General features: G+C 70.9%; 18 protein-coding genes. 10 read left to right on the top strand and 8 right to left on the bottom strand.

Annotated features, from left to right (window positions below; all coding sequences use genetic code 11):
• Nucleotides 1-35 precede the first annotated feature (35 nt).
• The gene (locus PQI07_RS35000) at nt 36-1,535 is read left to right on the top strand and encodes a carboxypeptidase M32 (RefSeq protein WP_075379681.1); all 1,500 of its coding nucleotides are present in this window, start codon (nt 36-38) and stop codon (nt 1,533-1,535) included.
• Between the two features lie 39 nt (nt 1,536-1,574).
• Here the strand turns inward: PQI07_RS35000 and PQI07_RS34995 are convergent, their stop codons facing one another.
• Together PQI07_RS34995 and PQI07_RS34990 are read right to left on the bottom strand one after the other, a co-directional pair.
• Nucleotides 1,575-5,051 carry an ATP-binding protein gene (locus PQI07_RS34995; protein ID WP_274929120.1) on the bottom strand — a complete coding sequence of 1,159 codons (3,477 nt, stop codon included), beginning with the start codon at nt 5,049-5,051 and terminating at the stop codon, nt 1,575-1,577.
• 22 nt (nt 5,052-5,073) lie between these two features.
• Nucleotides 5,074-6,312 carry a metallophosphoesterase family protein gene (locus tag PQI07_RS34990; RefSeq protein WP_274929119.1) on the bottom strand — a complete coding sequence of 413 codons (1,239 nt, stop codon included), beginning with the start codon at nt 6,310-6,312 and terminating at the stop codon, nt 5,074-5,076.
• Nucleotides 6,313-6,581: 269 nt separating this feature from the next.
• Between PQI07_RS34990 and PQI07_RS34985 the strand changes: the two genes are divergently transcribed.
• Nucleotides 6,582-7,367 (top strand): endonuclease/exonuclease/phosphatase family protein, encoded by a 786-nt coding sequence (locus PQI07_RS34985; protein WP_236952974.1) that lies wholly within the window; start codon nt 6,582-6,584, stop codon nt 7,365-7,367.
• Here PQI07_RS34985 and PQI07_RS34980 read toward each other — a convergent pair.
• From PQI07_RS34980 to PQI07_RS34965, 4 genes are all read right to left on the bottom strand, one after another.
• Entirely contained in the window at nt 7,285-8,721 is a 1,437-nt protein-coding gene (locus PQI07_RS34980; protein ID WP_043755835.1) for a phospholipase D-like domain-containing protein, read from the bottom strand. The genes PQI07_RS34985 and PQI07_RS34980 overlap by 83 nt on opposite strands.
• Before the next feature lie 66 nt (nt 8,722-8,787).
• Nucleotides 8,788-9,099: a hypothetical protein gene (locus PQI07_RS34975; protein ID WP_043356346.1), complete on the bottom strand. Its 312-nt coding sequence runs from the start codon at nt 9,097-9,099 to the stop codon at nt 8,788-8,790.
• A 137-nt stretch (nt 9,100-9,236) separates the two neighbouring features.
• Nucleotides 9,237-10,046, bottom strand: coding sequence for an enoyl-CoA hydratase (locus tag PQI07_RS34970; RefSeq protein WP_274929118.1), 810 nt, complete (start codon nt 10,044-10,046; stop codon nt 9,237-9,239).
• A 176-nt stretch (nt 10,047-10,222) separates the two neighbouring features.
• Nucleotides 10,223-10,588: an AMP-dependent synthetase gene (locus tag PQI07_RS34965; RefSeq protein ID WP_274929117.1), complete on the bottom strand. Its 366-nt coding sequence runs from the start codon at nt 10,586-10,588 to the stop codon at nt 10,223-10,225.
• Between the two features lie 378 nt (nt 10,589-10,966).
• Between PQI07_RS34965 and PQI07_RS34960 the strand changes: the two genes are divergently transcribed.
• On the top strand, nt 10,967-11,392 hold the full coding sequence (locus PQI07_RS34960) for a hypothetical protein (protein WP_043353176.1): 426 nt from the start codon (nt 10,967-10,969) through the stop codon (nt 11,390-11,392).
• Nucleotides 11,393-11,407: 15 nt separating this feature from the next.
• Here PQI07_RS34960 and PQI07_RS34955 read toward each other — a convergent pair whose 3' ends face one another.
• On the bottom strand, nt 11,408-12,097 hold the full coding sequence (locus tag PQI07_RS34955) for a uracil-DNA glycosylase (RefSeq protein WP_179698280.1): 690 nt from the start codon (nt 12,095-12,097) through the stop codon (nt 11,408-11,410).
• 284 nt (nt 12,098-12,381) lie between these two features.
• On the opposite strand from PQI07_RS34955, the gene hemH reads away from it, so the two are divergent.
• Together hemH and PQI07_RS34945 are read left to right on the top strand one after the other, a co-directional pair.
• Nucleotides 12,382-13,464, top strand: coding sequence for a ferrochelatase (gene hemH, locus PQI07_RS34950; protein WP_043353172.1), 1,083 nt, complete (start codon nt 12,382-12,384; stop codon nt 13,462-13,464).
• A gap of 93 nt (nt 13,465-13,557) precedes the next feature.
• Nucleotides 13,558-13,716, top strand: a complete 159-nt coding sequence (locus tag PQI07_RS34945; protein ID WP_164706403.1) for a hypothetical protein — start codon at nt 13,558-13,560, stop codon at nt 13,714-13,716.
• 294 nt (nt 13,717-14,010) lie between these two features.
• On the opposite strand, the gene PQI07_RS34940 is transcribed toward PQI07_RS34945, so the two are convergent.
• Nucleotides 14,011-14,928 carry a peptidylprolyl isomerase gene (locus tag PQI07_RS34940; protein ID WP_043353171.1) on the bottom strand — a complete coding sequence of 306 codons (918 nt, stop codon included), beginning with the start codon at nt 14,926-14,928 and terminating at the stop codon, nt 14,011-14,013.
• A gap of 261 nt (nt 14,929-15,189) precedes the next feature.
• Between PQI07_RS34940 and secA the strand changes: the two genes are divergently transcribed.
• The 5 genes from secA (at nt 15,190) to ahcY (ending at nt 23,105) form a co-directional block, all read left to right on the top strand.
• Nucleotides 15,190-18,084: a preprotein translocase subunit SecA gene (gene secA, locus PQI07_RS34935; protein ID WP_053609938.1), complete on the top strand. Its 2,895-nt coding sequence runs from the start codon at nt 15,190-15,192 to the stop codon at nt 18,082-18,084.
• Nucleotides 18,085-18,091: 7 nt separating this feature from the next.
• Nucleotides 18,092-18,763, top strand: a complete 672-nt coding sequence (gene bioD / locus PQI07_RS34930) for a dethiobiotin synthase (RefSeq protein WP_043755838.1) — start codon at nt 18,092-18,094, stop codon at nt 18,761-18,763.
• 126 nt (nt 18,764-18,889) lie between these two features.
• Nucleotides 18,890-20,833, top strand: a complete 1,944-nt coding sequence (locus PQI07_RS34925) for a potassium transporter Kup (protein WP_274929116.1) — start codon at nt 18,890-18,892, stop codon at nt 20,831-20,833.
• 307 nt (nt 20,834-21,140) lie between these two features.
• Nucleotides 21,141-21,545 (top strand): hypothetical protein, encoded by a 405-nt coding sequence (locus PQI07_RS34920; RefSeq protein ID WP_043353166.1) that lies wholly within the window; start codon nt 21,141-21,143, stop codon nt 21,543-21,545.
• Between the two features lie 159 nt (nt 21,546-21,704).
• The gene (gene ahcY / locus PQI07_RS34915) at nt 21,705-23,105 is read left to right on the top strand and encodes an adenosylhomocysteinase (RefSeq protein ID WP_043353165.1); all 1,401 of its coding nucleotides are present in this window, start codon (nt 21,705-21,707) and stop codon (nt 23,103-23,105) included.
• Nucleotides 23,106-23,449: the final 344 nt, after the last annotated feature.

Here is a 23,449-nt window from a genome sequence, read left to right as displayed (position 1 = left end):
CATCAGGCCGCGAGACGTACCGGACCGGAGACCGCATGACCGCCTACCAGATTCTCGAACAGCGCTTCGCCCGGCTCGCGGCCCTCGAGGGCGCGGCCGGGATCCTCGGCTGGGACGCGCAGACCCTGATGCCGGACGGCGCCGCCGAGGCCCGCGGGGACCAGCTCGCGATTCTGCGCGGGCTCGCCCACGGGATGCTCACCGCTCCCGAGGCCGCCGAGGAACTGGCGGCCGCCGAGCAGGGCGGCGACCTCGAACCCTGGGCCGCCGCCAACCTGCGGGAGATGCGCCGCACCCAGGCCCATGCCACGGCCGTCCCCCGCGACCTCGTCGAGGCCAGCTCCCGCGCCGTGTCCCGCTCGGAGATGGTGTGGCGCGAGGCGCGGCGCGACGCCGACTTCGCCCGCCTCGAGCCCCACCTCGCCGAGGTGCTGCGGCTCCAGCGGGAGATCGGCCAGGCGAAGGGCGCGGCCCTCGGGCTCGACCCCTACGACGCGCTCCTCGACGGCTACGATCCCGGCATGCGCCGGGCGACGATCGATCCGCTCTTCGCGGATCTGACCGGCTGGCTGCCGGACCTGATCGCCCGCGCGCGCGAGATCCAGGCGTCCCGTCCGGCGCCGCTCCCGCTCGCCGGCCCGTTCGACGTGGCGGTGCAGCGCGATCTCGGCCTCAGGCTGATGGAGGCGGTGGGATTCGACTTCACCCGCGGCCGGCTCGACATCAGTCTGCATCCGTTCTGCGGCGGCGCCACCGACGACGTCCGGATCACCACCCGCTACGACGCGGCCGATTTCGGGCGGGCCCTGATGGGCGTTCTCCACGAGACCGGACACGCCCTCTACGAGCAGGGCCGGCCGGCCGCGTGGCGGAACCAGCCGGTCGGCGCGGCGCGGGGGATGAGCCTGCACGAGAGCCAGTCGCTCATCGTCGAGATGCAGGCCTGCCGGAGCCGGGACTTCTTCACCTTCCTGGCGCCGCTCCTGCAGGCGGCCTTCGGGCGTTCCGGACCGGAATGGTCGCCGGAGAACCTGCACGCGCTCAACATCCGGGTGGCGCCGGGCTTCATCCGGGTGGATGCCGACGAGGCGACCTACCCGGCCCATATCCTCCTGCGCTACCGTCTGGAGACGGCGATGATCGCGGGCGACCTCGCGGTGCGCGATCTGCCGGGGGCGTTCAACGACGGCCTGCGCGATCTCCTCGGCCTCACCGTGCCGGACGACCGGGTCGGTTGCCTCCAGGATATCCATTGGCCGAGTGGCGCCTTCGGCTATTTCCCGACCTATACCCTCGGCGCCCTGGCCGCCGCGCAGCTGTTCCGCGCCGCCCGGTCGGCCGAGCCGGCCTTACCGGACCGCCTCGCGCAGGGCGATTTCGGTCCCTTGCGGGACTGGCTCCGGACGAACGTCCACGCGGTCGGAAGCCTGCTGGACACCGACGCGCTGCTCACCCGCGCCACCGGGACGCCACTCGGCACGGAAGCGTTCCGGGCGCATCTTGAGGCACGCTATCTCGGGGGCTCGGGCGCCTGAGGAGGGCCGCGCGCCGGGACGGGGCGCTTCCAGCCCCTTCTACAGCGCCACCACGTCCACCGCTTCGCCGAGCCTGTCACGGGCGATGTCCGCCACGTGGCGGTGGTGCGTGAACAGGATCGGCTGGACCCGTTCCCCGATCGCCGCCAGGGCGTCCAGACCGTAGCCGGTCCGGGTCTCGTCGAAGGTCGAGAACAGGTCGTCGCCGATGAAGGGCGCCGGCTCGGCGCGTTCGGCGTAGTCTTCCAGGTAGGCCAGCCGCAGGGCGAGGTAGAGCTGGTCGCGGGTGCCCTCGCTCATGCCCTCGATCGCCACCGTGCCGCCCCCGGCGCGCTGCCCCGCGAGCTTCGGGGTGTCGGCCTCGTCGTAGATCTGGGCAAGGCCGGAGAACGCGCCGCCGGTGAGGGCCCGGAACAGCGCGCCCGCCCGGGCGACGAGGGGATCCTGCTGCCCCGCGCGATGGCGGGCCACCGCCTGCCCCAGCATCAGACCGGCGAGCCGCAGCACGGCCCAGGAGCGCGCCGCCGCCTGGAGATCCGCCTCCGCCGCCTTGCGCTCGGCGAGGGCCAGTTCGGCGCCGGTGCCGCCCTCCAGTTCCGCCCGGCGCCGCTCGGCGCGGTCGCGGTCGGCGAAGATCACCTGCCCGCGTTCGGCCTGCTCTTCGGCCTCGAGCGCCAGACGTGCCAGTTCGGCCTCGATGGCCTCTGGGGGCAGGGTCTCGAGACCGGCGCGCAGCTCGGCCTCGGGAAGCCCGTCGGCTGCGCCCGCGAGGCTGCCGCGGAGCCGCAGACGCTCGGCGCGCAGCAGCTCCCGGGCACTCAAGCGGCCGAACAGACGATCGATCTCCGCAGTCGGGGCCGCAGCGAGGTCCGGCATCGCCTCGGCCACCAGCCGGACGAGGGTCGCCCGGGCCGCCTCGTGCGATTCCGCGGCGTTGCGATGCGCCAATTCGGCCTCCTCGCGGCGGCGGTCGAGCTCGGCACGCCGCGCTTCCAGGGCCTGTGCGGCGACGAGACGGCCGTGGAGGGTCCGGATCGCACCGGCGGGCGGCGCCTGCGCGAGATCGGGCGCCAGGGCCTCGACCAGGGTGGCCACCGTGACCCGGAACGCCTCCATGTCCCGCCGGATGCCGGTGGACCGCCGCTGCAGGGCGGCCCGCTCCGCCAACCGGTCCGGCACGCTCCGCCATGCCTCCAGCGCGCCCTCGGCCTCTTCGGGCCCAGCCGCACCGTCGAGCCCGAGGGGCAGCAATGCCGCCGCCCAATCGGCCTGCCACGCGGCGCGCCGAGCGGCGGTCTCGGCGAGGGCCCGCTCCAGCCGCTCAACCGAAAGTCCGGCGGCGCGCACCAGACCGGCAGTCTGAAGATTGGCTTCCCAGCGGCTTGCCAGGGTGGCGACCCGCGCTTCCAGACCGTCCAGCGCGGCAGCGATCTCGAGGTCCGGTGCGGCGTCGAGCCCGGCGCGGTTGCGCAGATCGGTCAGCGGCGCCCGGGCTGCCTCGATCCGCACCCGGAGGCGATCCGCCTCGATCCGTTGCGCGGCGAGCCGCTGCTCCGCTTCGATCAGGCTCTCCACCTCGGCGAGCCACGCCGCCATCTCGGCCGGCGGGCCGGGCACGAGGGCGGCGGGCCGCCAGGCCTCCTGCCAGGCCGCCTCGCCCGCGGCGAGCTCGGCGGCGAGGGCGGCGAGGACCTCATCGGCCTGCGTGGCCTCCGCCTCCTCGGTGGCGAGGCGCTCCAGGTCGGCGGCGTGGGCCGCGACCCGGGCCGCATCGGAGGCCCGCTCGTCGGCGACGCGGTCGGCCGACAGGAGCGCGCGCTCGAAGGCTGCGATCTCGGCGATCCCGGCCGGGCGCCCTTCCGCCAGGGCATCGCGGAGAAACGCGAAGGCGGCATCGCGGGTCGCCCGCAGCGCGTCGAGCCGCTCCCGGGTGGCGACGGGCCGGCCGGCCTCGCGCTCACGCAGCCGCGCCTGGGTGGCGGCGACCTGCCGGCGGGCGGTGTCGCGACGGTCGGCGGCCCGCTCGTGCTCGCGGGTCTTGGTCTCCAGACGCTGACGGTAACGCGCCACCGTATCGGGAGCGGGCAGAGGCGTCCGGACGAGGACGGCGAGGTCGGCCACCGGAGGCGACAGCCGCCCCGCCTGGTTGTGCAGCAGCGCCGCCTCTCGGCAAATGGCGGCGTCGAGGGTCTCGCGGGCGGCGATCCATTCGTGCAGGCGGGCGAGAGGCTTCAACGCCTCCCGCAGGGGGGTCGGATCCCGGGCCGCATCCGCCGCCTCCATCTCCCGGGCGAGGCGCTCCCGCTCGGCACGGGCGGCGGCGAGGTCACGGCCGAGCTGATCCTCCGCGGCCGCGAAGGTCCGGCCCTCCCGGATCAGGCGCTCGATTCGTGCGCGCGCGGCGTCCGGAGGCTGCCCAGCCTCGAGCGCGGCGAGATCGGGGGCGCCGATCCGGCCACGCAGCCGCTCAAGCTCCAGCCCGACCTTGTAGGCGTCGCCCTCGATCCGGGGCAGGTCGGTGCCGCCCTTCTCGAACTCCTTGGTGCCGCTGAACGCCGCCAGGATCTCGTCGGCCCGGTGGGTCAGCGCCGGCTCGACCGGTACCGCCTCGGCCTCGCTCCGGGCCCGGTCGCGCGCGGCTTCGGCCCGCACCGCCTCGGCTTCCGCGGCGCGGCACGCGTCAAGGGCGGCCCCGAAACGGGCGATCCAGGCGGGATCCGCATCGGCGAGGTCGGTCTCGGCGGCGATGCGCTCCTCCAGCGCGTCGATCTCGGCGATGATCGGCCGGACGCGCTTGAGCCGCTCCAGCCGGGCGCGCGCCACCGCGATGGCCTTCTGCTCAGCCCGCAACGCCTCGAGCTGCGCGGCCGCCGCCGCGATCTCGTCGTTCAGCGCCCGCCAGTCGCCGGCGCGCAGGCCCCGCTCGCGGATCGCCCGCCGTGCCGTCTCGTGACGCTCCAGGGCTTGGTAGAAGGTCCGGTGCTTAGCTTGGCGCGGGGCGAAGATGGCGTCGGCCTCCGCGTCGAGTGTCGTCTGCAGCTCCGTGAGTCCGCGCAGGCCCGAACCCGCCGCGAACAGGCTCGCGCCAACCTCGCCCTCCACGTCGACCATCTCGCGCCCGCCGGCCCGGAGGCTCGCCGCGTCGAGGCCGAAGGCCCGGCAGAAGACCGGCCGGGACAGTCCGCCGAGGAACGGCGCCAGCGCGCCGTCGGGGAGCGGCGCCGCGACGGCGTCGATGAGGGTCCGGCTGTTGCCCTTCCGGCGCCGGAAGGACAGACGGCGGCCGTCGGCGGCGGCGATCTCCGCGCCGAGGCGCAGCTGCGGCATGTCGTGCAGGAAGGCGTAGGGGGTGGATTTCCCGAAGCCGAACAGCAGGTCGGTGACCGCCGCCAGCGCGGTGCTCTTGCCGGCCTCATTGGCGCCCAGCACCACGTGAAGGCGCGCATCCGGCCGGAATTCGACCGTGCGGTCCGTGAAGGCGCCGTAGCGCTCCAGGGCGAGGCGGATCAGGCGCATCGGGCCTCCATGGGCGATCGCCTCAGCAGTGCCGGCCGCCGAGGCGCCCGAGGACCAGCGCCTCCGCCTCGGCACAGAGGGCGTCGAATTCCGCGTCGAAGTCGGCTTCCGCTGCGGCGGTCACCGGGATCCGGCCACCGATCTCGGCCAGGGCCGCCTTGGCCCTTGTGCGGAAATCGGGGTCGCGGTCGAGTTCGGCCATCAGCGCGGCGGGGTCGATGGCGGCGCCGGAGGGCTCCACCGCGGCGCGCGGGCGGCACGTCTCGATCTTCAGGCGCTCCAGCCAGATATCTTCGTGCAGCCGGTGCGCGGCCGCCTGGATCTCGGCCGTCAGGGTCTCCCGGTCGGCCGCCAGGGCGTCGTGGGCGCGGGTGGTGCCGACGAGGTGGACGCGGACCAGGAGCAGCCGGCGGGCCGCGACGGCGGCGAGCGGCCTCAGGGCCGCCTCGACGGCCTCCACGGCGCCGCGCGGGTCGGCCGCCGCCGCGAGGTCGACCGCGATCCGCTCGAACCGGGCCCGATCGAGGGGCAGGCGGCTGACGCCCGTCACCCGCCCGTCGGCGACGTCCACCACGACCGCCCCCTTCTCGCCGCACTCGCGCACGCTCCGGCCCTGGAGATTGCCGGGGAACACGATCCAGGGATCCCGGGACAGCTCCGCGTATTCGTGGATGTGGCCGAGCGCCCAGTACTCGTAGCCCCGGGCCGCGAGGTCGGCGACCGAGCAGGGGGCATAGGTTTCGTGGGCGGCGTGGCCGGTGCAGGAGGTGTGCAGGACCCCGAGATTGAACCAGCCCGGCACGGCCGCCGGGTAGGTGAGCGACAGGTTCTCTTCGACGGCCCGACCCTGGAAGCTGCGGCCGTGGATCGCGACCCGCAGCGCGTCGAGGCGCAGGGTGCCGGCGCGGGCCGCCGGGAAGACATGCACGGAGTCCGGCAGCGTGATCGAGCGCGTGATGACGCTCTCGGCGTCGTGGTTGCCGCGCACGAGGATCGTCGGGATGCCGGCACGGTCGAGGCGCGCCACCTGCCGGGCGAAGAACAGGCCGATCGTGGTGTCGGCCCAGTCGCCGTCGTAGACGTCGCCGGCCACCACCACGAAGGCGACCGACCGCTCGATCGCTTGGCTCACCAGGTCCTCGAAGGCCTGCCGCCCGGCCGAGGCGAGGCGCCGGGCGAGATCCGCGTCACGCGTGGCGAGGCCCGAGAGCGGGCTGCCGAGATGCAGATCCGCCGCGTGGATGAAGCTGAACGCAGTCATCGGTCTCCAGGAGGGATCGGTGGCGAGCCGGGGCGCGATCGCGCGCAGCCGTCGGCATCACAATGCGGGCTCTTAGGCCGCCGACAGGGGTCGCCTCAAGCGGCGGCATGCGACGAGCTGTGGGGCACGTCGCCGGGGACGGCCTCTGTTGCTCGTCGATCGGGCCCTTCCGCGGCGTCGGTGCGAATCCGGTCGAACGTCCCGGCCCCGGGCGCGTTAGAGCGTGGCGGTGACGGGAGAGCCGCGCGATGAGGTACGAGACCGGCCCGATGAATCCTGCTGCACGCCCGGCCCGCCTCACCGCCGCATCGTCGCACGCACTGCCGATTTACCCCGCCGATCGGCCGCATCAGCCCTTCAAGATCGTGAGCTGGAACCTGCTGCGGCGCACCGGCGCGGCGGTTGACGACGTGGCCGCCCTCGTCGCCCAGGAGAAGCCCGACCTGCTGCTGATGCAGGAGGCGACCCGGGCCATCGGCTTCCTGCTGGACCGGATCGGCGGCCACTACGCCTGGGCACCCCTGCCGGGCCGGATCCACGGGCTGGCCATGTGGAGCCCCAGGCCCTGGCCGGCGCCGCCCCGGGTCATCGCGCTGCCCTCGGGGGCGCTGGTGCACCGGGTCTGCCAGATCCTGGACCTCGGCGAGTTCGGCGTGGCCAACGTCCACCTGTCGCATGGGCAGATGCTCAACCGCCGCCAGCTGCGCCGCATCGTCAGCGAGCTGCCGCCCCGGGCCGCGGTTCTCGGCGATTACAACATCGTCGGCCCCGCGATGATCCCGGGTTTTCGCGACGTCGGACCGCGTCAGTCGACGCACGCGATGGTCGAGGTGCTGCCCCTGCGGCTCGACCGCTGCCTCGCCCGCGGCCTCGTCTGCCACGCCCATGCGGTGCTGCCGCGGGGGCCCTCCGATCACCGGCCGATCATCGTCCATCTCGGCCCGGCCCCCGAGGCGCATGCCCCGGGACGCTTCAAAGGTATGGCAGCAGCAGTCGCACGCCTGCGTCGCGCAAACGGACCGGCAGGCCGCGCGCGGCGAGATCCTCCCGCCTGAGCTGCGTCTCCATCTTGCCGCGCATGAACCGGTCGAGCGCGGCCGCGCAATCCGCGTCGATGATCTCGACGTTCAGCTCGAAGTTGAGCCGGAAGCTGCGCATGTCCCAGTTGGCGCTGCCGACGAAGCACCAGATGTCGTCAACCACCATCGCCTTGGAATGGTCGAAGGGCGGCTCGTCGAGCCACACCTGCACCCCGGCCCGCAGCAGCGGCTCGAGATGCGCCCGGGTCGCCCAGTCGATGAACGGATGGTCGCTGACCCGCGGGATGATCACGTCGACGGTGATGCCCCGCATCGCGGCCTGCGCCAGAGCGCCGGTCACCAGTTCGTCGGGCAGGAAGTAAGGCGTTACGAACCGGACCTTCCGGCGCGCGCAGGCGAGCGTCTGAAGGATGACCTGCTCGATCTTCTCGACGTCCGCATCCGGGCCGGAGGTGACGGCCCGGGCGACGCTGGGCCCGCACGGCTCGAGATCGACGAACCACGGTTCGCCGTCGAGGATCTCGCCGTCCACGAAGGCCCAATCCGCCGCGAAGGCGGCGGCGAGTTGCTCGACCACGGGCCCGGTCATACGGAAATGCGTGTCCCGGATCGGATGCTCGGGCTTCAGCGCGACGCGATTCGCGTGCGAGATGTTGAGACCGCCCGTGAAGGCGATGCGCCCGTCGAGGATCAGCAGCTTCTTGTGGGAGCGCAGGTTGAGGAACGGCATCCGCCAGGGAAGGGCCGAGTGCATGAACAGGGCCACCGGCACCCCGGCCGCCGTCAGCCGGCGGTAGACGGGCGTCCGGAAGTAGCCGCCGCCGATCCCGTCGATGATGACGCGCACCTTCACGCCGCGGTTCTGTGCCTCGACGAGGGCGTCGCAGAATTCGCGGCCGGTGGCATCGTCCCGGAAGATGTAGCTCGACAGGCCGATGCTGGCCTGCGCCTCGCGGATCGCCGCCAGCATCACCGGATAGGCCGCGTCGCCGTTTCGGAACATCTCCACCGCATTGCCCGCGAAGGCCGGCAGGCTGGTAATCCGCCGGATCGCCCGGTCGAGGGGCCAGAGCGTCTCCGGCACCACGGCGTCGTCGGTGTCGGGCAGCTGCGTCGCATCGGAGGGCTTGGTCCGCAGCCGCCGGGCGCGGCGCGAGACCCGGTTGATGCCGAAAGTCAGGTACAGGGCGGTCCCGAAGATCGGCGACAGCCACGCGAGACCAATCCAGCCGACCGCCACGCTCACCCGGCGCTTGCGCAGCAGGGCATGCAGGGTGACGCCGATCGCCAGCGCGACGCCGATCAAGGCCTCGACGTCCGCCCGCATCAATGCGGTCGACTGAACCCAGCGGAAGAGCGCGTTTTCCAAGGTCTCGGTATCCGGGTTCGCGTCGGGAGGCACCGGATTGGCCCAAGGCCCGTGCGGCGGGCGGGATTAATCCGCCGGCTTGGCCGGATGCGCAATGGCGGCGGTCCCGGCGGGCCGCTCGCAGCGATAGGGGCCGCTGCCGTCCAGCGCCCCATACAGGACCCGCCCGCCCGAGGCGATGCAGCGCGCCTTGGCTTCGGCGTAGGGCCGGTGGAAGCTCCAGATGGTGATCATGGGACCGATCGTGGCGAGGCAGATGCCCCCGAAGATCACGGCGGCGGCCCAGGTCGCGCCGTTGCGATCCGGCCGCGGCGGTCGCGGCGGCGGCATCGCCCCGTAGAAGGCCAGCGTCAGTCCGAACAGGTCGATGGTGCTCATCAGCCGTTCCGCGTTGCGGCGCCGCATCCGACAGGATCGGGTGTGCCGAACCACCTAGGGCAGGGCGCGTCGTTACCTATAAGCGCGGCGCCGACCGGCCTGCGTCGTATCGCGCCACCGCGCGCGATCTCACGGCCTCACGGCTCCCAGCGCGGCGGCCTCTTGCCCAGGAAGGCGTCGATGCCCTCCTGGGCGTCGGCCATCATCATGTTCCGCGTCATCACCTCGGCGGCGTAGCCGTAGGCGTCCTCGAGACCCATCTCGAGCTGGCGACCGAACGCCTCCTTGCCGATCGCCAGGACACGCCGGGCCTTCCCGGCGATCCGCGTCGCCAGGGCGCCGACCGCCGCGTCGAGTTCCGCCTCCGGGACCACCCGGTTGACGAGGCCGATCCGCAGGGCCTCCGCGGCGTCGATCGGCTCGCCCACCAGAAGCATCTCCAGCGCGGCCTTGCGCGAGACGGCGCGCGACAGGGCGACCATCGGGGTCGAGCAGAACAGGCCGATCTGCACCCCCGGCGTGGCGAAACGGGCCGTCTCGGTGCAGACGGCGAGGTCGCAGGTGGCGACGAGCTGGCAGCCGGCGGCGGTGGCGATCCCGTGAACCCGGGCGATCACCGGCTGCGGCAGGCGCGTCAGGCTCAGCATCAGCCGGGCGCAGGTGCGGAACACCGCCTCTGTCGCCGCGCGGGAGGGATCGGTCCGCATCTCCTTGAGATCGTGCCCGGCGCAGAAGGCGGGGCCCGCACCCTCGAGAATCACGACCCGGACCGCCGGATCCTCCCGGATGGCGTCGAGCTGATCCTGGAGGGCGCCCATGAGGGCCATCGACAGGGCGTTGCGCGCCTGGGGCCGGTTGAGCGTCAGGGTCGCGACCCCGTCGGCGTCGCTGCGCAGCAGTACCGGCGCTTCCGGAGCTGTCGCGGCGTGGGCCGTGGCTGAGGTCATCGCGGCGTCTCCCGGTGCCGGCCTCCCTGGCACGGGGCCGATCTCGTCAAGCGAGGTTAGCACGCCGGCTCCGGCTCCGCGATGCCGGCGCGGCGAGCCGTGCCGTCGGCCGTCCTCGAACCAACCCGGCGGCGCGCGGTGCTCGGGCACCGGTCCCGGACCGGGTGGGCTGCCCGTCAGGCCTGCTCGGCGAGGGCGAGGTCGAGGCTGGCGTAGTCGGCGCCCGGGCCGTTCCACCAGACGGCGGGATAGCTGGCGAGCCGACCCATCAGCCCGGCATAGACATCGGCGAAGTTTGTATCGACGACGACCAGCGCGGCATCCGACTGGGACAGGCTATCGGCGAGGGCCTGGCCGCGGCCGGCGCAGTCCAGGCAAACCACGCGCAGGCCGAGACGGACGAGGCCGAGCCGCATGGCCTCGGCCTGACCGAGATCCTGCACCAGAAGCGCCACGGTCTGACCGGCGCGCAGGCCCTCGCTCCAGGCCCAGCGGGAAAATCGGTGCGGGCAGATCGCGGCGGCGGGTCCGGACGGTGCCACGCGACGATCCGCGTTGGCCCCTCCCGCATCGCCTGTCCGGACGCGCCGGTCGGCGTCCCGCGCCGGGACTGGAAGGAATGCCGCAGGAGGATGGACGCCGTACATGCGATGCGGACCGCCTGAATCTGGACAAATTGCAGGCTCTGGCGTGACGCGAGCAGGTTAACACTCTCTCACGCGCCGGCGTTCCACCGAAAAACGACGCCGTTTTCGTCGGCGTGCCGGTCAGGGACTGCCCCTATGGCCAACAGGCCGTGAAAGTAGATGCGCGGATTGCCGACAAATTCCGTCGCATTGGCGTGCGCACCGGACCGGCCTATGTCCCGGTGCCAGACGTGGCCCGCAAGAGGCCCCGCTCGATCGAGGAAACCACCGCGCATGCGCCCGACCACGACCCGGATCGCCCTCCTCGCCGCCGCCGCGCTGACGGCATTGCCGGCACAGGCGCAGATCCGCAACGCGCCGTCGCCGCGCGCCCTGGAATTCGCCTCCTACATCTTCGCCGCCTCCAATGTCTGCGGCTACCGGATCGGCAGCGCGCAATTCGAGGCCCTCTTGGCGAAGCAGAATGTTCAGATCGCCGACGTTCAGCCGCGGGGGCCGTTCGGCAACCGTGTGCAAACCATGTTCACGCTGATGTCGAACCAGATGGCGCAGAACCGCGACCAAGCCTGTCTCGCCGTCGCTGGCGAGTACGGGCCAGAGGGCACGGTGGCCAAGAACGTGCTCCTGCCGGCGGGCCAGGAGCCGGGCGCCCCGACCAAGACGCCTGCGGAGCCGGCCGAACCCGCCAAGCCGCAATAGAGATCGGCGACGGCGTCAGCCGAGGCGCCAGTCGATCGGGCGGCGCCCCTGCGCGGCGAGCCAGCGGTTGGCCCGGCCGAACGGGTCGGAACCGGGGAAGTCCCGGGCGCGGTTGAGCGGGGAGGGGTGACCGCTCTCGAACACGCCGTGGCGGTCCGCGTCGATCAGCGCGGCCCTGGCCCGCGCCTGCGCGCCCCAGAGCAGGAACACCGCCGGCTCCGGGCGGTCCGAGACGGCGCGCACCGCCTCGTCGGTGAGTGCGGCCCAGCCATAGCGCAGATGCGCTCCGGCCTTGCCGGCCTCGACGGTGAGGGCGCTGTTGAGCAGGAAGACGCCCTGCCGTGCCCAGGGCGTCAGGTCGCCGCCGGCGGCGCGGTCGGATCCGGCCTCCGCCAGGATCACCCGCAACGACGCGGGCAGGCGCCCCGCCCCAACGAACGAGAAGGCGAGACCGTTGGCGTCGCCCGGGGTCGGGTAGGGATCCTGTCCGAGAATCACCGCCTTGACGTCCTGCAGCGGCGTCTCCCTCAAGGCGCGGAAGATCCGGTCCGGCGCCGGCAGCACCTGGGCCCCCGCGGCGATTCGTCCGTCGACACGGGCCGCCACGGCGTCGGCCTGACCATCGGCGAAGAACGGCAGCGTCAGCCAGGACGAGCCGGAGGCGCGGAAGGCTTCGAGGGCATCGGCCACAGGCGTATCGGTCATGGTCTCTCGCGGGTCGGATCGGGGCCGAGATAGCGGGCAGCCGGGCGCCGTCATCCGGGCAGCGGTTGCGGCCCGAGGCCCCGCGTGTTTAGGGACATGGGTCGAGCGTGCCGCATATCGCGGTGCGGCATGTGGCGTCCGGTCTTCGCCGGGCGGCTTCGCACCCTACATGGAAGCACACCCCACGGGGAATTGAGCCCCCGGCCAGGTTCAGGCGTCCGCGCCGGCGGCCGGGTATCGGAAACCAGAAGAAGGATCTCGGCGCGCGGCGCCGGAACGCTGCCATGAACGAACGCGTCGAACCCGCCGCGCTGGCGAATGGCCGGCCCCTCGCACCGCTCAAGCCCGCGGCCGACACCCTGCCGGCGGATCACCCGAAGGTGGCCTGGGGTCGCGTGGGCGTGCTCCTGATGAATCTCGGGACGCCTGAGGGCACGTCCTACTGGCCGATGCGCCGGTACCTCAAGGAATTCCTGTCGGACCGGCGCGTGATCGAGGTGCCGCGGCTGATCTGGTGGCCGCTCCTCAACCTCATCATCCTGACGAAGCGCCCCGGGCCGAAGGGCCGCGACTATGCCAGCGTGTGGAACAACGCCCTGAACGAGGGGCCGTTGAAGACCATCACCCGCGGCCAGAGCGAGCGCCTCCAGGCCGCCATGGGCGAGTCCGTGGTGGTCGACTGGGCGATGCGCTACGGCAAGCCCGAGGTCGCCGGGCGGATCCAGGCGCTCCTCGACCAGGGCTGCGACCGCATCCTCCTGGTCCCGCTCTATCCGCAATACGCGGCGGCGACCTCGGCCACCGCCTGCGATCAGGCCTTCCGGGCGCTGATGGACATGCGCTGGCAGCCCACGGTGCGCGTCTCGCCGCCCTATCACGACGACCCGGTCTACATCGCCGCCATGGCCGATTCGATCCGCGAGGGCCTCGCGAAGCTCGATTTCGAACCGGAGGTGATCCTCACCTCGTTCCACGGGGTGCCGCGGAGCTACCTGCTCAAGGGCGACCCCTACCATTGCCAGTGCCACAAGACCGGGCGGCTGATCCGCGAGGCCCTGGGCCTGTCGCCGGACAAGATGCGCGTGACCTTCCAGTCGCGCTTCGGCAACGAGGAATGGCTGAAGCCTTACACCGACGAGACGGTTATGGACCTCGCGAAGTCGGGCGTGAAGCGGATGGCGATCGTCGCCCCGGGCTTCACGGCGGACTGCCTCGAAACCCTCGAAGAGCTCGACGGCGAGAACCGCCATTACTTCGAAGAGAATGGCGGCGAGCGCTTCGCCTACATTCCCTGCCTGAACGACAGCGACCTCGGCATGCGGGTGATCGAGCACGTGGTACGCCGCGAGCTTCAGGGCTGGGTCTGAGATCGGCGCCGGGTTGCCGCTTGCGGCGCGGCCCGGCCCCCCTATTATTTTCCTAAGCTGAACGGGCGCATCGGTTCGGCACGGGAGGATCTCATGGCGTTCTTCATCGGCATCGCGTGTCCGTGGCTCCTGATCGCGGTGCTCGACAGGATCGCCGAGGGGCGCCGGAGCGCCGAACTCGCGGCCCTCGGGCTCACGCCACAGCCGGCCCCGGCACAATCCAGCTACCTCGTCCCTGACCGGCCGTATTGAGGCCCGGCTGGGGCGTGACCCAGCCGGAACCTCGCCCCACGTCGGGCGGGCCCCGCATCGCCGTCACAGGCCGAGCGACGTGACCCAGGACAGCGCCGCTCTAGGACAGCGCGACGCCCGGAAGCGTGCCGTCACACGGATCGTTTCCGGGCGGTCGAAACTATGGCGGCTTTTCCGGTCCGTAGAGCCGGACGACCGTTTCGCTGCGGGCCCGGTGCCGCGCGGACCGACCCATCATCTCTTCAGAGGGCTGGACCGAATCAGAACCCGGCCCGGCCCTCTGTCGCATCCGGCTTACGGCTTCTTCGGCTCCGACTCCGGCTGAGCGGCCGGCGGCGCGTCGGTGCGCTCGATCTTGGCCTCCGAGCGGAGCTTCAGGATCATGTCCTGCTGCGCCTTGCGGATCAGGTGCTGGTCGATCTGCTCTTTCAGCTCGTCGAAGGTCGGCTGCGGCTTCGTCCGCTTCTCCTCCACCTTGATCACGTGCCAGCCGAACTGGGTCTTGATCGGGTCGGAGACCTGTCCGGGCTTCATCGCGAACGCGGCGTTGGCGAAATCCGGGACCATCCGTTCCTTCGTGAACCAGCCGAGATCGCCGCCCTCGGTCTTCGAGCCCGGATCCTTGGAGGCCTCGGCGGCGACCTTGGCGAAATCCTCGCCGCCCTTGATGCGCGCGGCGATCTTCTTGGCCTCGGCCTCGTTGTCCACGAGGATGTGGCGCGCGTGCACCTCCTCCTCGGGCTTCATCAGCTTGACGGTCTGGTCGTAGATCGCGTGCTCCGCCTCAGGCGTGACCGCGCGCTTGGCCTCCTGCTCCAGGTAGTCGTCGAGAAGCAGCTTGTCGCGGAAATAGGCGAGCTTGCGCTTGAATTCCGGCGTGTCGCCGATCTTGGCGGACTCGGCGGCCTGCGCACCGACGCGGAGATCGACCATGTAGTCGACGAGCAGGTTCTTCTTCTGCGCCTCGTCGACGCCCGGCAGCGACAGGGCGGGATCGTCCGCCGCGATGGCGAGGTCGCCCTGCGTGATCGGCTTGCCGTTCACGCTCGCCACGACCGAATCCGCGCTCGGCGCGGCGGCCGGCGTGTTAGCGGCCGGTGTGTTAGCCGCCGGTGTCGGAGCCTTCTGGGGGGCCTGGGCCAGCGCCAGTCCCGGCATCGCGATCATGACGGCGAGCGCGCTGGCGCGCCGGAGAAGGGCGGTGTTCGGCATACGGGCGAAGTCCTCGGCTCACGTCTTGGCGCCGCACCGGATCGGCCGGGCGGCAGGCCGCGGCACAGGTGGGCCGCGTCGGGCGAGAAGGCAAGCGCGGCCATTTCACCGGTGCCGGAACCGTGACCGTACCGGCATGCGTTGAGGGCTGCCCCTTCCAGGTGCGCCGGGCGATGTTTACCTCTATAAGCCCGGCCAACTCCGTCCAGGCCGGCCCGCCACGCTCACCCGTGTGCGGGCTCGCGCGTCCGCAGGTCAACGATGCTCGGCTCCTTCGCCAAGAAGATTTTCGGCTCCTCGAACGACCGCCGCGTCAAGGGCTATCGCCCGCGCGTGGCACAGATCAATGCGCTGGAACCGGAGATCCAGGCCCTCTCCGACGAGGCCCTGCGCGCCCGCACCGATATGCTGAAGGCGGAACTCGCCAACGGCAAGAGCCTCGACGACATCCTCGTACCGGCCTTCGCCACGGTGCGCGAGGCGGCCAAGCGCGTCTTCGGCCAGCGCCACTTCGACGTGCAGCTCATCGGCGGCATGGTGCTCCACGAGGGCGGCATCGCCGAGATGAAGACCGGCGAGGGCAAGACCCTGGTGGCGACGCTTCCGGTTTACCTGAACGCCCTGGAAGGCAAGGGCGTCCACGTCGTCACGGTGAACGACTACCTCGCCTCGCGCGATGCCGAGTGGATGGGGCAGGTCTACCGATTCCTGGGCCTCAGCGTCGGCACCATCGTGCACGGGCTCGACGATGCGCAGCGCAAGGAGGCGTATGCCTGCGACATCACCTACGGCACCAACAACGAGTACGGGTTCGACTACCTGCGCGACAACATGAAGTACGAGATGTCCCAGCTGGCGCAGCGGGGCCATAATTTCGCGATCGTCGACGAGGTGGATTCGATCCTGATCGACGAGGCGCGGACGCCGCTGATCATCTCGGGCCCGGTGGACGACCGTTCGGAACTCTACGTGGCGGTGGACGCGCTGATGCCGCGCCTGCGCAAGGAGTTCTACGACCTCGACGAGAAGCAGCGCACCGTCTCGCTCACCGAGGAGGGGAACGAGTTCATCGAGGAGGCGATGCGGGAGGCGGGCCTCCTCAAGGAGGGCGACCTCTACGACGCCCACAACGTCACGCTGGTCCACCACGTGAACCAGGCCCTGCGCGCCCACACGCTGTTCACCCGCGACAAGGACTACATCGTCAAGAACGACGAGGTGGTGATCATCGACGAGTTCACCGGCCGCATGATGCAGGGCCGGCGCTACTCGGAGGGCCTGCATCAGGCGCTGGAGGCGAAGGAGCGGGTCACGATCCAGCCCGAGAACCAGACGCTGGCCTCGATCACCTTCCAGAACTACTTCCGTCTGTACAAGAAGCTCGCCGGCATGACCGGCACCGCCTCCACCGAGGCCGACGAGTTCGCCGAGATCTACAAGCTCGACGTGGTCGACATCCCGACCAACAAGGAGGTCGAGCGCGTCGACGAGGACGACGAGGTCTACCGCACCGTCGCCGAGAAGTACGAAGGCATCATCGCCGAGATCGACAAGGCGCATACCCGCCACCAGCCGATCCTGGTCGGCACCGGCTCGATCGAGAAGTCGGAGCACCTCGCCGAGATGCTCAAGAAGGCCGGCTACACCCTGCTCGACTATTCCGACCCGAACGCGCTCACCGACGTCTACGCCGCCGCCCGTGAGGGCCGGGTGACCAAGCGGTTTGCCGTGTTGAATGCCCGCTTCCACGAGCAGGAAGCCTACATCGTGGCCGAGGCGGGTGTCCCCGGCGCGATCACCATCGCCACCAACATGGCGGGCCGTGGCACCGACATCAAACTCGGCGGCAATCTCGAGATGCGCATCGAGAAGGAGCTGGGCCACCTCGCGGACGGTCCGGAACGCGCGTCCGCCATCGAGGCGATCAAGGCCGAGATCGCCGAGAACCGCGCCAAGGTTCTGGCCTCGGGCGAGCCGGCCGATCCCGCGGCAGGGCGCAAGAAGGACCTGCCGGGCGGCCTCTACATCATCGGCACCGAGCGCCACGAGTCGCGGCGCATCGACAACCAGCTCCGCGGCCGCTCCGGCCGCCAGGGCGATCCCGGCCGCTCGAAGTTCTACCTGTCGCTTCAGGACGACCTGATGCGCATCTTCGGCTCCGACCGCATGGACGGGATGCTGCAGAAGCTCGGCCTGGAGCAGGGCGAGGCGATCATCCACCCCTGGATCAACAAGGCCATCGAGAAGGCGCAGCAGAAGGTCGAGGCGCGCAACTTCGACATGCGCAAGAACGTGCTCAAGTACGACAACGTCATGAACGACCAGCGCAAGGTCGTCTTCGAGCAGCGCCGCGACTTCATGGGGCAGGAGAGCGTCCGCGAGACCGTGGACGAGATGCGTGAGGGCGTGATCGACGACCTCGTCGCCCGCCACATCCCGGAAAACGCCTATGCCGAGCAGTGGGACGTCGCCGGCCTGCGCGAGCAGGTGAAGGAGATCCTGAATCTCGACGTGCCGGTCGAGGACTGGGCCAAGGAAGAGGGCATCGCCGACGAGGAGATGCGCGAGCGGCTGATGAAGGCCGCCGAGACCGCCTATGCCGAGCGGACCGAGAAGAACGGCGCCGAGGTCACCGCCTATATCGAGAAGCAGGTCCTGCTCCAGACCCTGGACCACCTGTGGCGCGAGCACCTCGTGACCCTGGACCACCTCCGGCAGGTGATCGGCTGGCGCGGCTTCGCCCAGCGCGACCCGCTCAACGAATACAAGTCCGAGGCCTTCGATCTATTCGGCGGTCTCGTGACCGCCCTCCGCGAGCAGGTGACCGCCCAGCTGTCGCGGGTGGAGATCATGTTCCAGGAACAGCAGGAGGGTGAATTCCCGACGGCGCCTCCGGAACTGCCGCCGATGTTCGCCCAGCATCTCGACCCGGTCACCGGCGAGAACGAGATGGACCATGCCGGCTTCGGCTCGGGCAGCGACGGCGGCGGGGGGCCGGCCTACGGCTACGCGGCGCAAGGCCTGGCGGCGGACGGGGCCGTGCTGGAGCGCGACCCGAACGACGCGAGCACCTGGGGCCGCGTCGGCCGCAACGAGCCCTGCCCCTGCGGTTCGGGCAAGAAATACAAGCACTGCCACGGCAGCCTCCAGGCCTGAGGCCGGGATGCCCGCGCGGGCGCTCTTCATCGCCGGGGCCGGAACCGAGATCGGCAAGACCTACGTCACCGCCGCCCTGACCCGCCGCCTGCGGGCGCAGGGCCGGGCGGTCCGGACCGTGAAGCCGCTCGCGAGCGGCGTCCCGTCCCTCGGCGATCCCGGCTTCATCGAGAGCGACACGGCCCGGCTCCTAGACGCGCAAGGCATCGCCCTCGACGCGGAGGCCGTGGAGTCCTGCTCGCCCTGGCGGTTCTCGGCGCCGCTATCGCCCGATCAGGCGGCCGTGCTGGAGGGGCGGTCCCTGGACCTCACCGACCTCGTCGGTTGGTGCCGCGCAGAGATCGCCCGCACGGAGGGCACGCTGCTCATCGAGGGCGTCGGCGGCCTCATGAGTCCGGTCACCGCGGTTGCCACCGGCCTCGACTGGCTCCGGGCGCTCGGCGTGCCGGCGCTGCTCGTCTCCGGGAGCTATCTCGGGGCGATCAGCCACGCGCTCACCGCCTGCGAGACCCTGCGCCTCCACGATGTGCCGTTGCGCGCCGTGGCGGTCAGCGAGAGCCCGGGTGCACCGGCCCCCGCCGCGACCGTCGCCGCCGCGATCGCCCGGCATGCCGGCGCCCCCGTGTTCTGCCTGCGCCGCGGCGAGACCTGCCCGGAGGATCTGGCCGGCCTGATCTGATCGCGGCCGGTGTCCGTTGCTGGACGGCGCGGCCGCAGCCGCTAGCTTTATCGTTGCGGCATCACACCCGGCGCCGGAACGCGATGTCCGGATGTCGAGACCGGGTAGCCCTCGGGGAATCCTGCATTGAGCCAGACCCTTGCCCCGGCGGCGAAGACCCGGCCCGAGACCGGCACGACCGACGCGGATGCGGCGCGCGGCCGGCTCCGACCCGCCCTCGTCCTGGGCGCGCTGGGCGTCGTGTATGGCGACATCGGCACGAGCCCGCTCTACGCGTTCAAGGAGGCCGTGAAGGCGGCGACCGCCGGCGGGGCGTCGGTGCCGGCGGCGGCCACGGGGGCGGTGTCGCTGATCCTGTGGTCGCTGATCCTGATCGTGTCGCTGAAATACGCGGTGCTGATCCTGCGCGCCGACAACCGCGGCGAGGGCGGCATCGTCGCCATGCTGGCGCTGCTCGGCGCCCGGCAGGCCCGGCCGGGCACGGGGAAGGCGCTGCTTCTGGTGGTCGGTCTGGTGGGGGCGGCGCTGCTCTACGGCGACGGCGCGATCACCCCGGCGATCTCGGTCCTCTCGGCGATCGAGGGCGTGAAGGTCGATGCGCCGGCGCTCGGCCCGTACGTGGTGCCGATCACGCTCGTCATCCTGGTCGGGCTGTTCCTGGTCCAGCACAAGGGCGTGGCCGCCATCGGCCGCGTGTTCGGGCCCGTGATGCTCGTCTGGTTCCTGGTGCTGGGGCTGCTCGGGATCGCCGGCATCATCGCCAAGCCCGAGATCCTGGCGGCAGCCAACCCGTTGCGGGCGGTGGACTTCCTCGTCCATGCCGGCTGGCATGTCAGCTTCCTGATGCTGGGCGCGGCCTTCCTGGCGGTGACCGGCGGCGAGGCGATGTATGCCGATCTCGGCCATTTCGGCGCCCTGCCGATCCGCATCGCATGGTTCGCGCTGGTGCTCCCGGCGCTCATGCTCAATTACTTCGGCCAGGGCGCCCTGCTGATCGCCGCGCCCGACGCCCTCGAGAACCCGTTCTTCCGCCTCTGCCCGGATTGGGGACACCTGCCGCTGGTCGCCCTGGCCACGATGGCGACCATCATCGCCTCGCAGGCGATCATCTCGGGCGTGTTCTCGCTGACCCAGCAATCGATCCAGCTCGGCTTCCTGCCGGCGATGCGCATCGTGCAGACGGCGCACGAGGAGCGCGGCCAGATCTACGTGCCGGCGGTGAACTGGCTGCTGGCCGCAGCGACCCTCACGGCGGTGGTGGTGTTCGGCTCCTCCGACGCCCTCGCCGGGGCCTACGGGATCGCGGTGTCGATGCTGATGGGCATCACCACGCTGCTCGCCGCGCTCATCGCGCTGCGCTGGGGCTACAATCCGATCCTGGTCTTCGCGGTCAACGGCGCCTTCCTCGCCCTCGACGCCGTGTTCTTCGCCGCCAACAGCGTGAAGCTGTTCGAGGGCGGCTGGTTTCCCCTCGTGCTCGCTGGTCTCGTCGCCCTGATGATGCTGACCTGGAAGAAGGGCAACGAGCTGGTCGAGGAGGCGCGGGCCGCCCTGCGCCTGCCGGAAGACGTATTCCTGACCGGCCTCCAGCACCGCGATCTTCTGCGCCTGCCGGGCACGGCCGCGTTCCTCTCGGCCGCGGAGCACGGGATCCCGCTGCACCTCTCGCGCTTCGTGGAGCGCAACCGCGCCCTGATGGAGCGGATCCTGATCATCACGGCGCTTTATGAGGAGACGCCCACCGTCCCACGGGATCAGCGCGCCCATGTGACGATCCTGGCGCCGGACTTCTACCGGGTGATCCTGCGCTACGGCTTCATGGAGGAGGCCTCGATCCCGGAAGGCCTCGCATGCGCGGTCGAATCCCGCCATCTGCCGCCGCACATCCTCGACGACATGACCATCTTCGTCGGACACGAGACGATCATCCCGCGGAACGACAAGCGGGGCATGGCGCCCTGGCGGGAGAACCTGTTCGCCTTCATGCAGCGCAATGCCGAGCGCACCGGCGCGTTCTTCGGCGTGCCGACCCGGCAGGTCGTGGAGGTCGGCACCGAGATCGAGATCTAGCCCGGCGCCCGAGACATTCCCGCCGCCCGGACAGTCACCGGCGCGACGCGCGGCAGCAGAGGCCGAGTCGTACCGAGAGATCGACGGACCGGCGGCCCGTCGATATCCACCGATCGGGCCCCGGGGATTGGCGCGACCGCCGTCCTGTGCTCCGCGCCGATCCGGACCTGCTTCCGGCGTGCGTGCGCCGAAGCACGGAAACTTGAAGCCGCTCCGCCCCGCGGCGGGGAACCGGAGCCGTCCGCCGTCGTTCCGCCCCGACACAGGCGACGCGCCCCCTTTGGGCGCGCCCGATCGGAGAGACAGCATGAACAGGGATCATCTCGAAGGCGGCGTCCGCCATCTGCGCGGTCGGGTCAAGACGGCCGCGGGCGCGGTTCGCGGCCGGGCCGGCGACCAGTTCGAGGGCGCTTACGATCAGGCGGCCGGCGCCGCTCAGTACGCCTACGGCGAGGCCCGGGACACGGTGCGCGACCTGCGCCACGGGGGCGAGCACCTCGTCGAGGAGGGGCGCGCCCGGTTCCGTGAGGTCAGCGATCGCGGGCACGCCCTGGCCGACGAGGCGATCGAACGCGGTCATCACTACCGCGATCGCGCGGTGCACCACGGCCGCAGCCTCGCGGCGCGTGCGGACGAGAATCGCGGCGCGACCCTCGCCCTCGTGGCCGCCGTGGCTTTCGGCCTCGGATGGCTGGCGCGGCCGAGCCGCTGAGCGGCCGCATCGACCCTGATCCGGAGCGGGGCGGGCACACGCGTGGCCGCCCCGCTGATCAGAACGCATAAAGACATCTTTATGTCTTGATTGCTTCGTAGGTCGCGGGATGGTAGGGGATTGCCCCGACCCGCAACGCGAACACGGAGCCATCGACTCATGGCCAAGGATTACATCGTCAAGGATATCGGGCTGGCCGATTACGGCCGGAAGGAAATCTCGATCGCCGAGACGGAGATGCCGGGCCTGATGGCGGTCCGCGAGGAGTACGGCGCGGCGCAGCCCCTGAAGGGCGCGAAGATCGCCGGCTCGCTCCACATGACGATCCAGACCGCCGTGCTGATCGAGACCCTGAAGGCGCTCGGCGCCGACATCCGCTGGGTCTCCTGCAACATCTACTCGACCCAGGATCACGCCGCCGCCGCGATCGCCGCCGCCGGCATCCCGGTCTTCGCCGTCAAGGGCGAGACCCTGGAGGAGTACTGGGACTACACCTCGCGCCTGTTCGACTGGCATGACGGCGGCATGCCGAACATGATCCTCGATGACGGCGGCGACGCGACCATGTTCGTCCATCTCGGCCTGCGCGCCGAGAACGGCGATACCGCCTTCCTCGACAAGCCGGAGAGCGAGGAGGAGGAGGTCTTCTTCGCGCTCCTCAAGCGGAAGCTCGCCGAGAAGCCGAAGGGCTGGTTCGCGGGCCTCGCCGACAGCATCAAGGGCGTCTCCGAGGAGACCACCACGGGCGTGCATCGCCTCTATGTGCTCGCCAAGGAAGGCAAGCTGCTCTTCCCGGCGATCAACGTGAACGACTCGGTCACCAAGTCGAAGTTCGACAACCTCTACGGCTGCAAGGAGTCGCTGGTCGACGGCATCCGTCGCGGCACCGACGTGATGATGGCCGGCAAGGTGGCCATGGTCGCGGGCTTCGGCGACGTGGGCAAGGGCTCGGCCGCCTCCCTGCGCAACGCCGGCTGCCGCGTGCTCGTGTCGGAGATCGACCCGATCTGCGCGCTTCAGGCCGCCATGGAGGGCTACGAGGTCGTGACCATGGAGGATGCGGCCCCGCGCGCCGACATCTTCGTCACCGCCACGGGCAACAAGGACATCATCACCATCGAGCACATGCGGGCGATGAAGGACCGCGCCATCGTCTGCAACATCGGCCACTTCGACAATGAGATCCAGGTCGCCGGCCTGAAGAACCTCAAGTGGTCGAACATCAAGCCGCAGGTGGACGAGATCACCTTCGCGGACGGCCACCGCATCATCCTCCTGTCGGAGGGGCGCCTGGTGAACCTCGGCAACGCCACCGGTCACCCGTCCTTCGTGATGTCGGCCTCGTTCACCAACCAGACGCTGGCCCAGATCGAGCTGTGGTCCAACCCGGGCAAGTACCAGAAGCAGGTCTACACCCTGCCGAAGACGCTCGACGAGAAGGTGGCGGCCCTGCACCTGGAGAAGATCGGCGTGAAGCTCTCGAAGCTCCGCCCCGATCAGGCGGCCTATATCGGCGTCGCCGAGAACGGCCCCTTCAAGTCCGAGCACTACCGCTACTGAGCCCGGCGTTCCGGGCGGCGCGCACGGCCCCGATCGCGGGCCGAGCGGCGCGCCGTCCGGTCCCGGCACGCGGCCAGTTCGGCAGGAATCCTGGAGGCCCGGCGCGCTGCGCCGGGCCTTCTCGTTTGTCAAGCACTCGATGCCGATTCGAACTGTGTCTTCTGTGTGTCGTTAACGAGTGATTATGCCGACATCGTCAAAGGCCACGCTTCGTTCCCCTTCCGGGTCGAATCCGCCCCACTGTAGAGTGTGGGCGAATCTTAGATCGGCGGGGCTGCGGCGGTTCGGGAGAATCACTGCAGGAACGGTGCGTTCCGCGCCGCGCGGTGACGCGCGCCGGCCGG

The sequence above is a fragment of the Methylobacterium sp. 092160098-2 genome (assembly GCF_028920805.1).
In the GTDB taxonomy this organism is placed as follows: Bacteria; Pseudomonadota; Alphaproteobacteria; order Rhizobiales; family Beijerinckiaceae; genus Methylobacterium; species Methylobacterium fujisawaense.
This window is presented reverse-complemented; position numbering and strand designations above follow the sequence as displayed.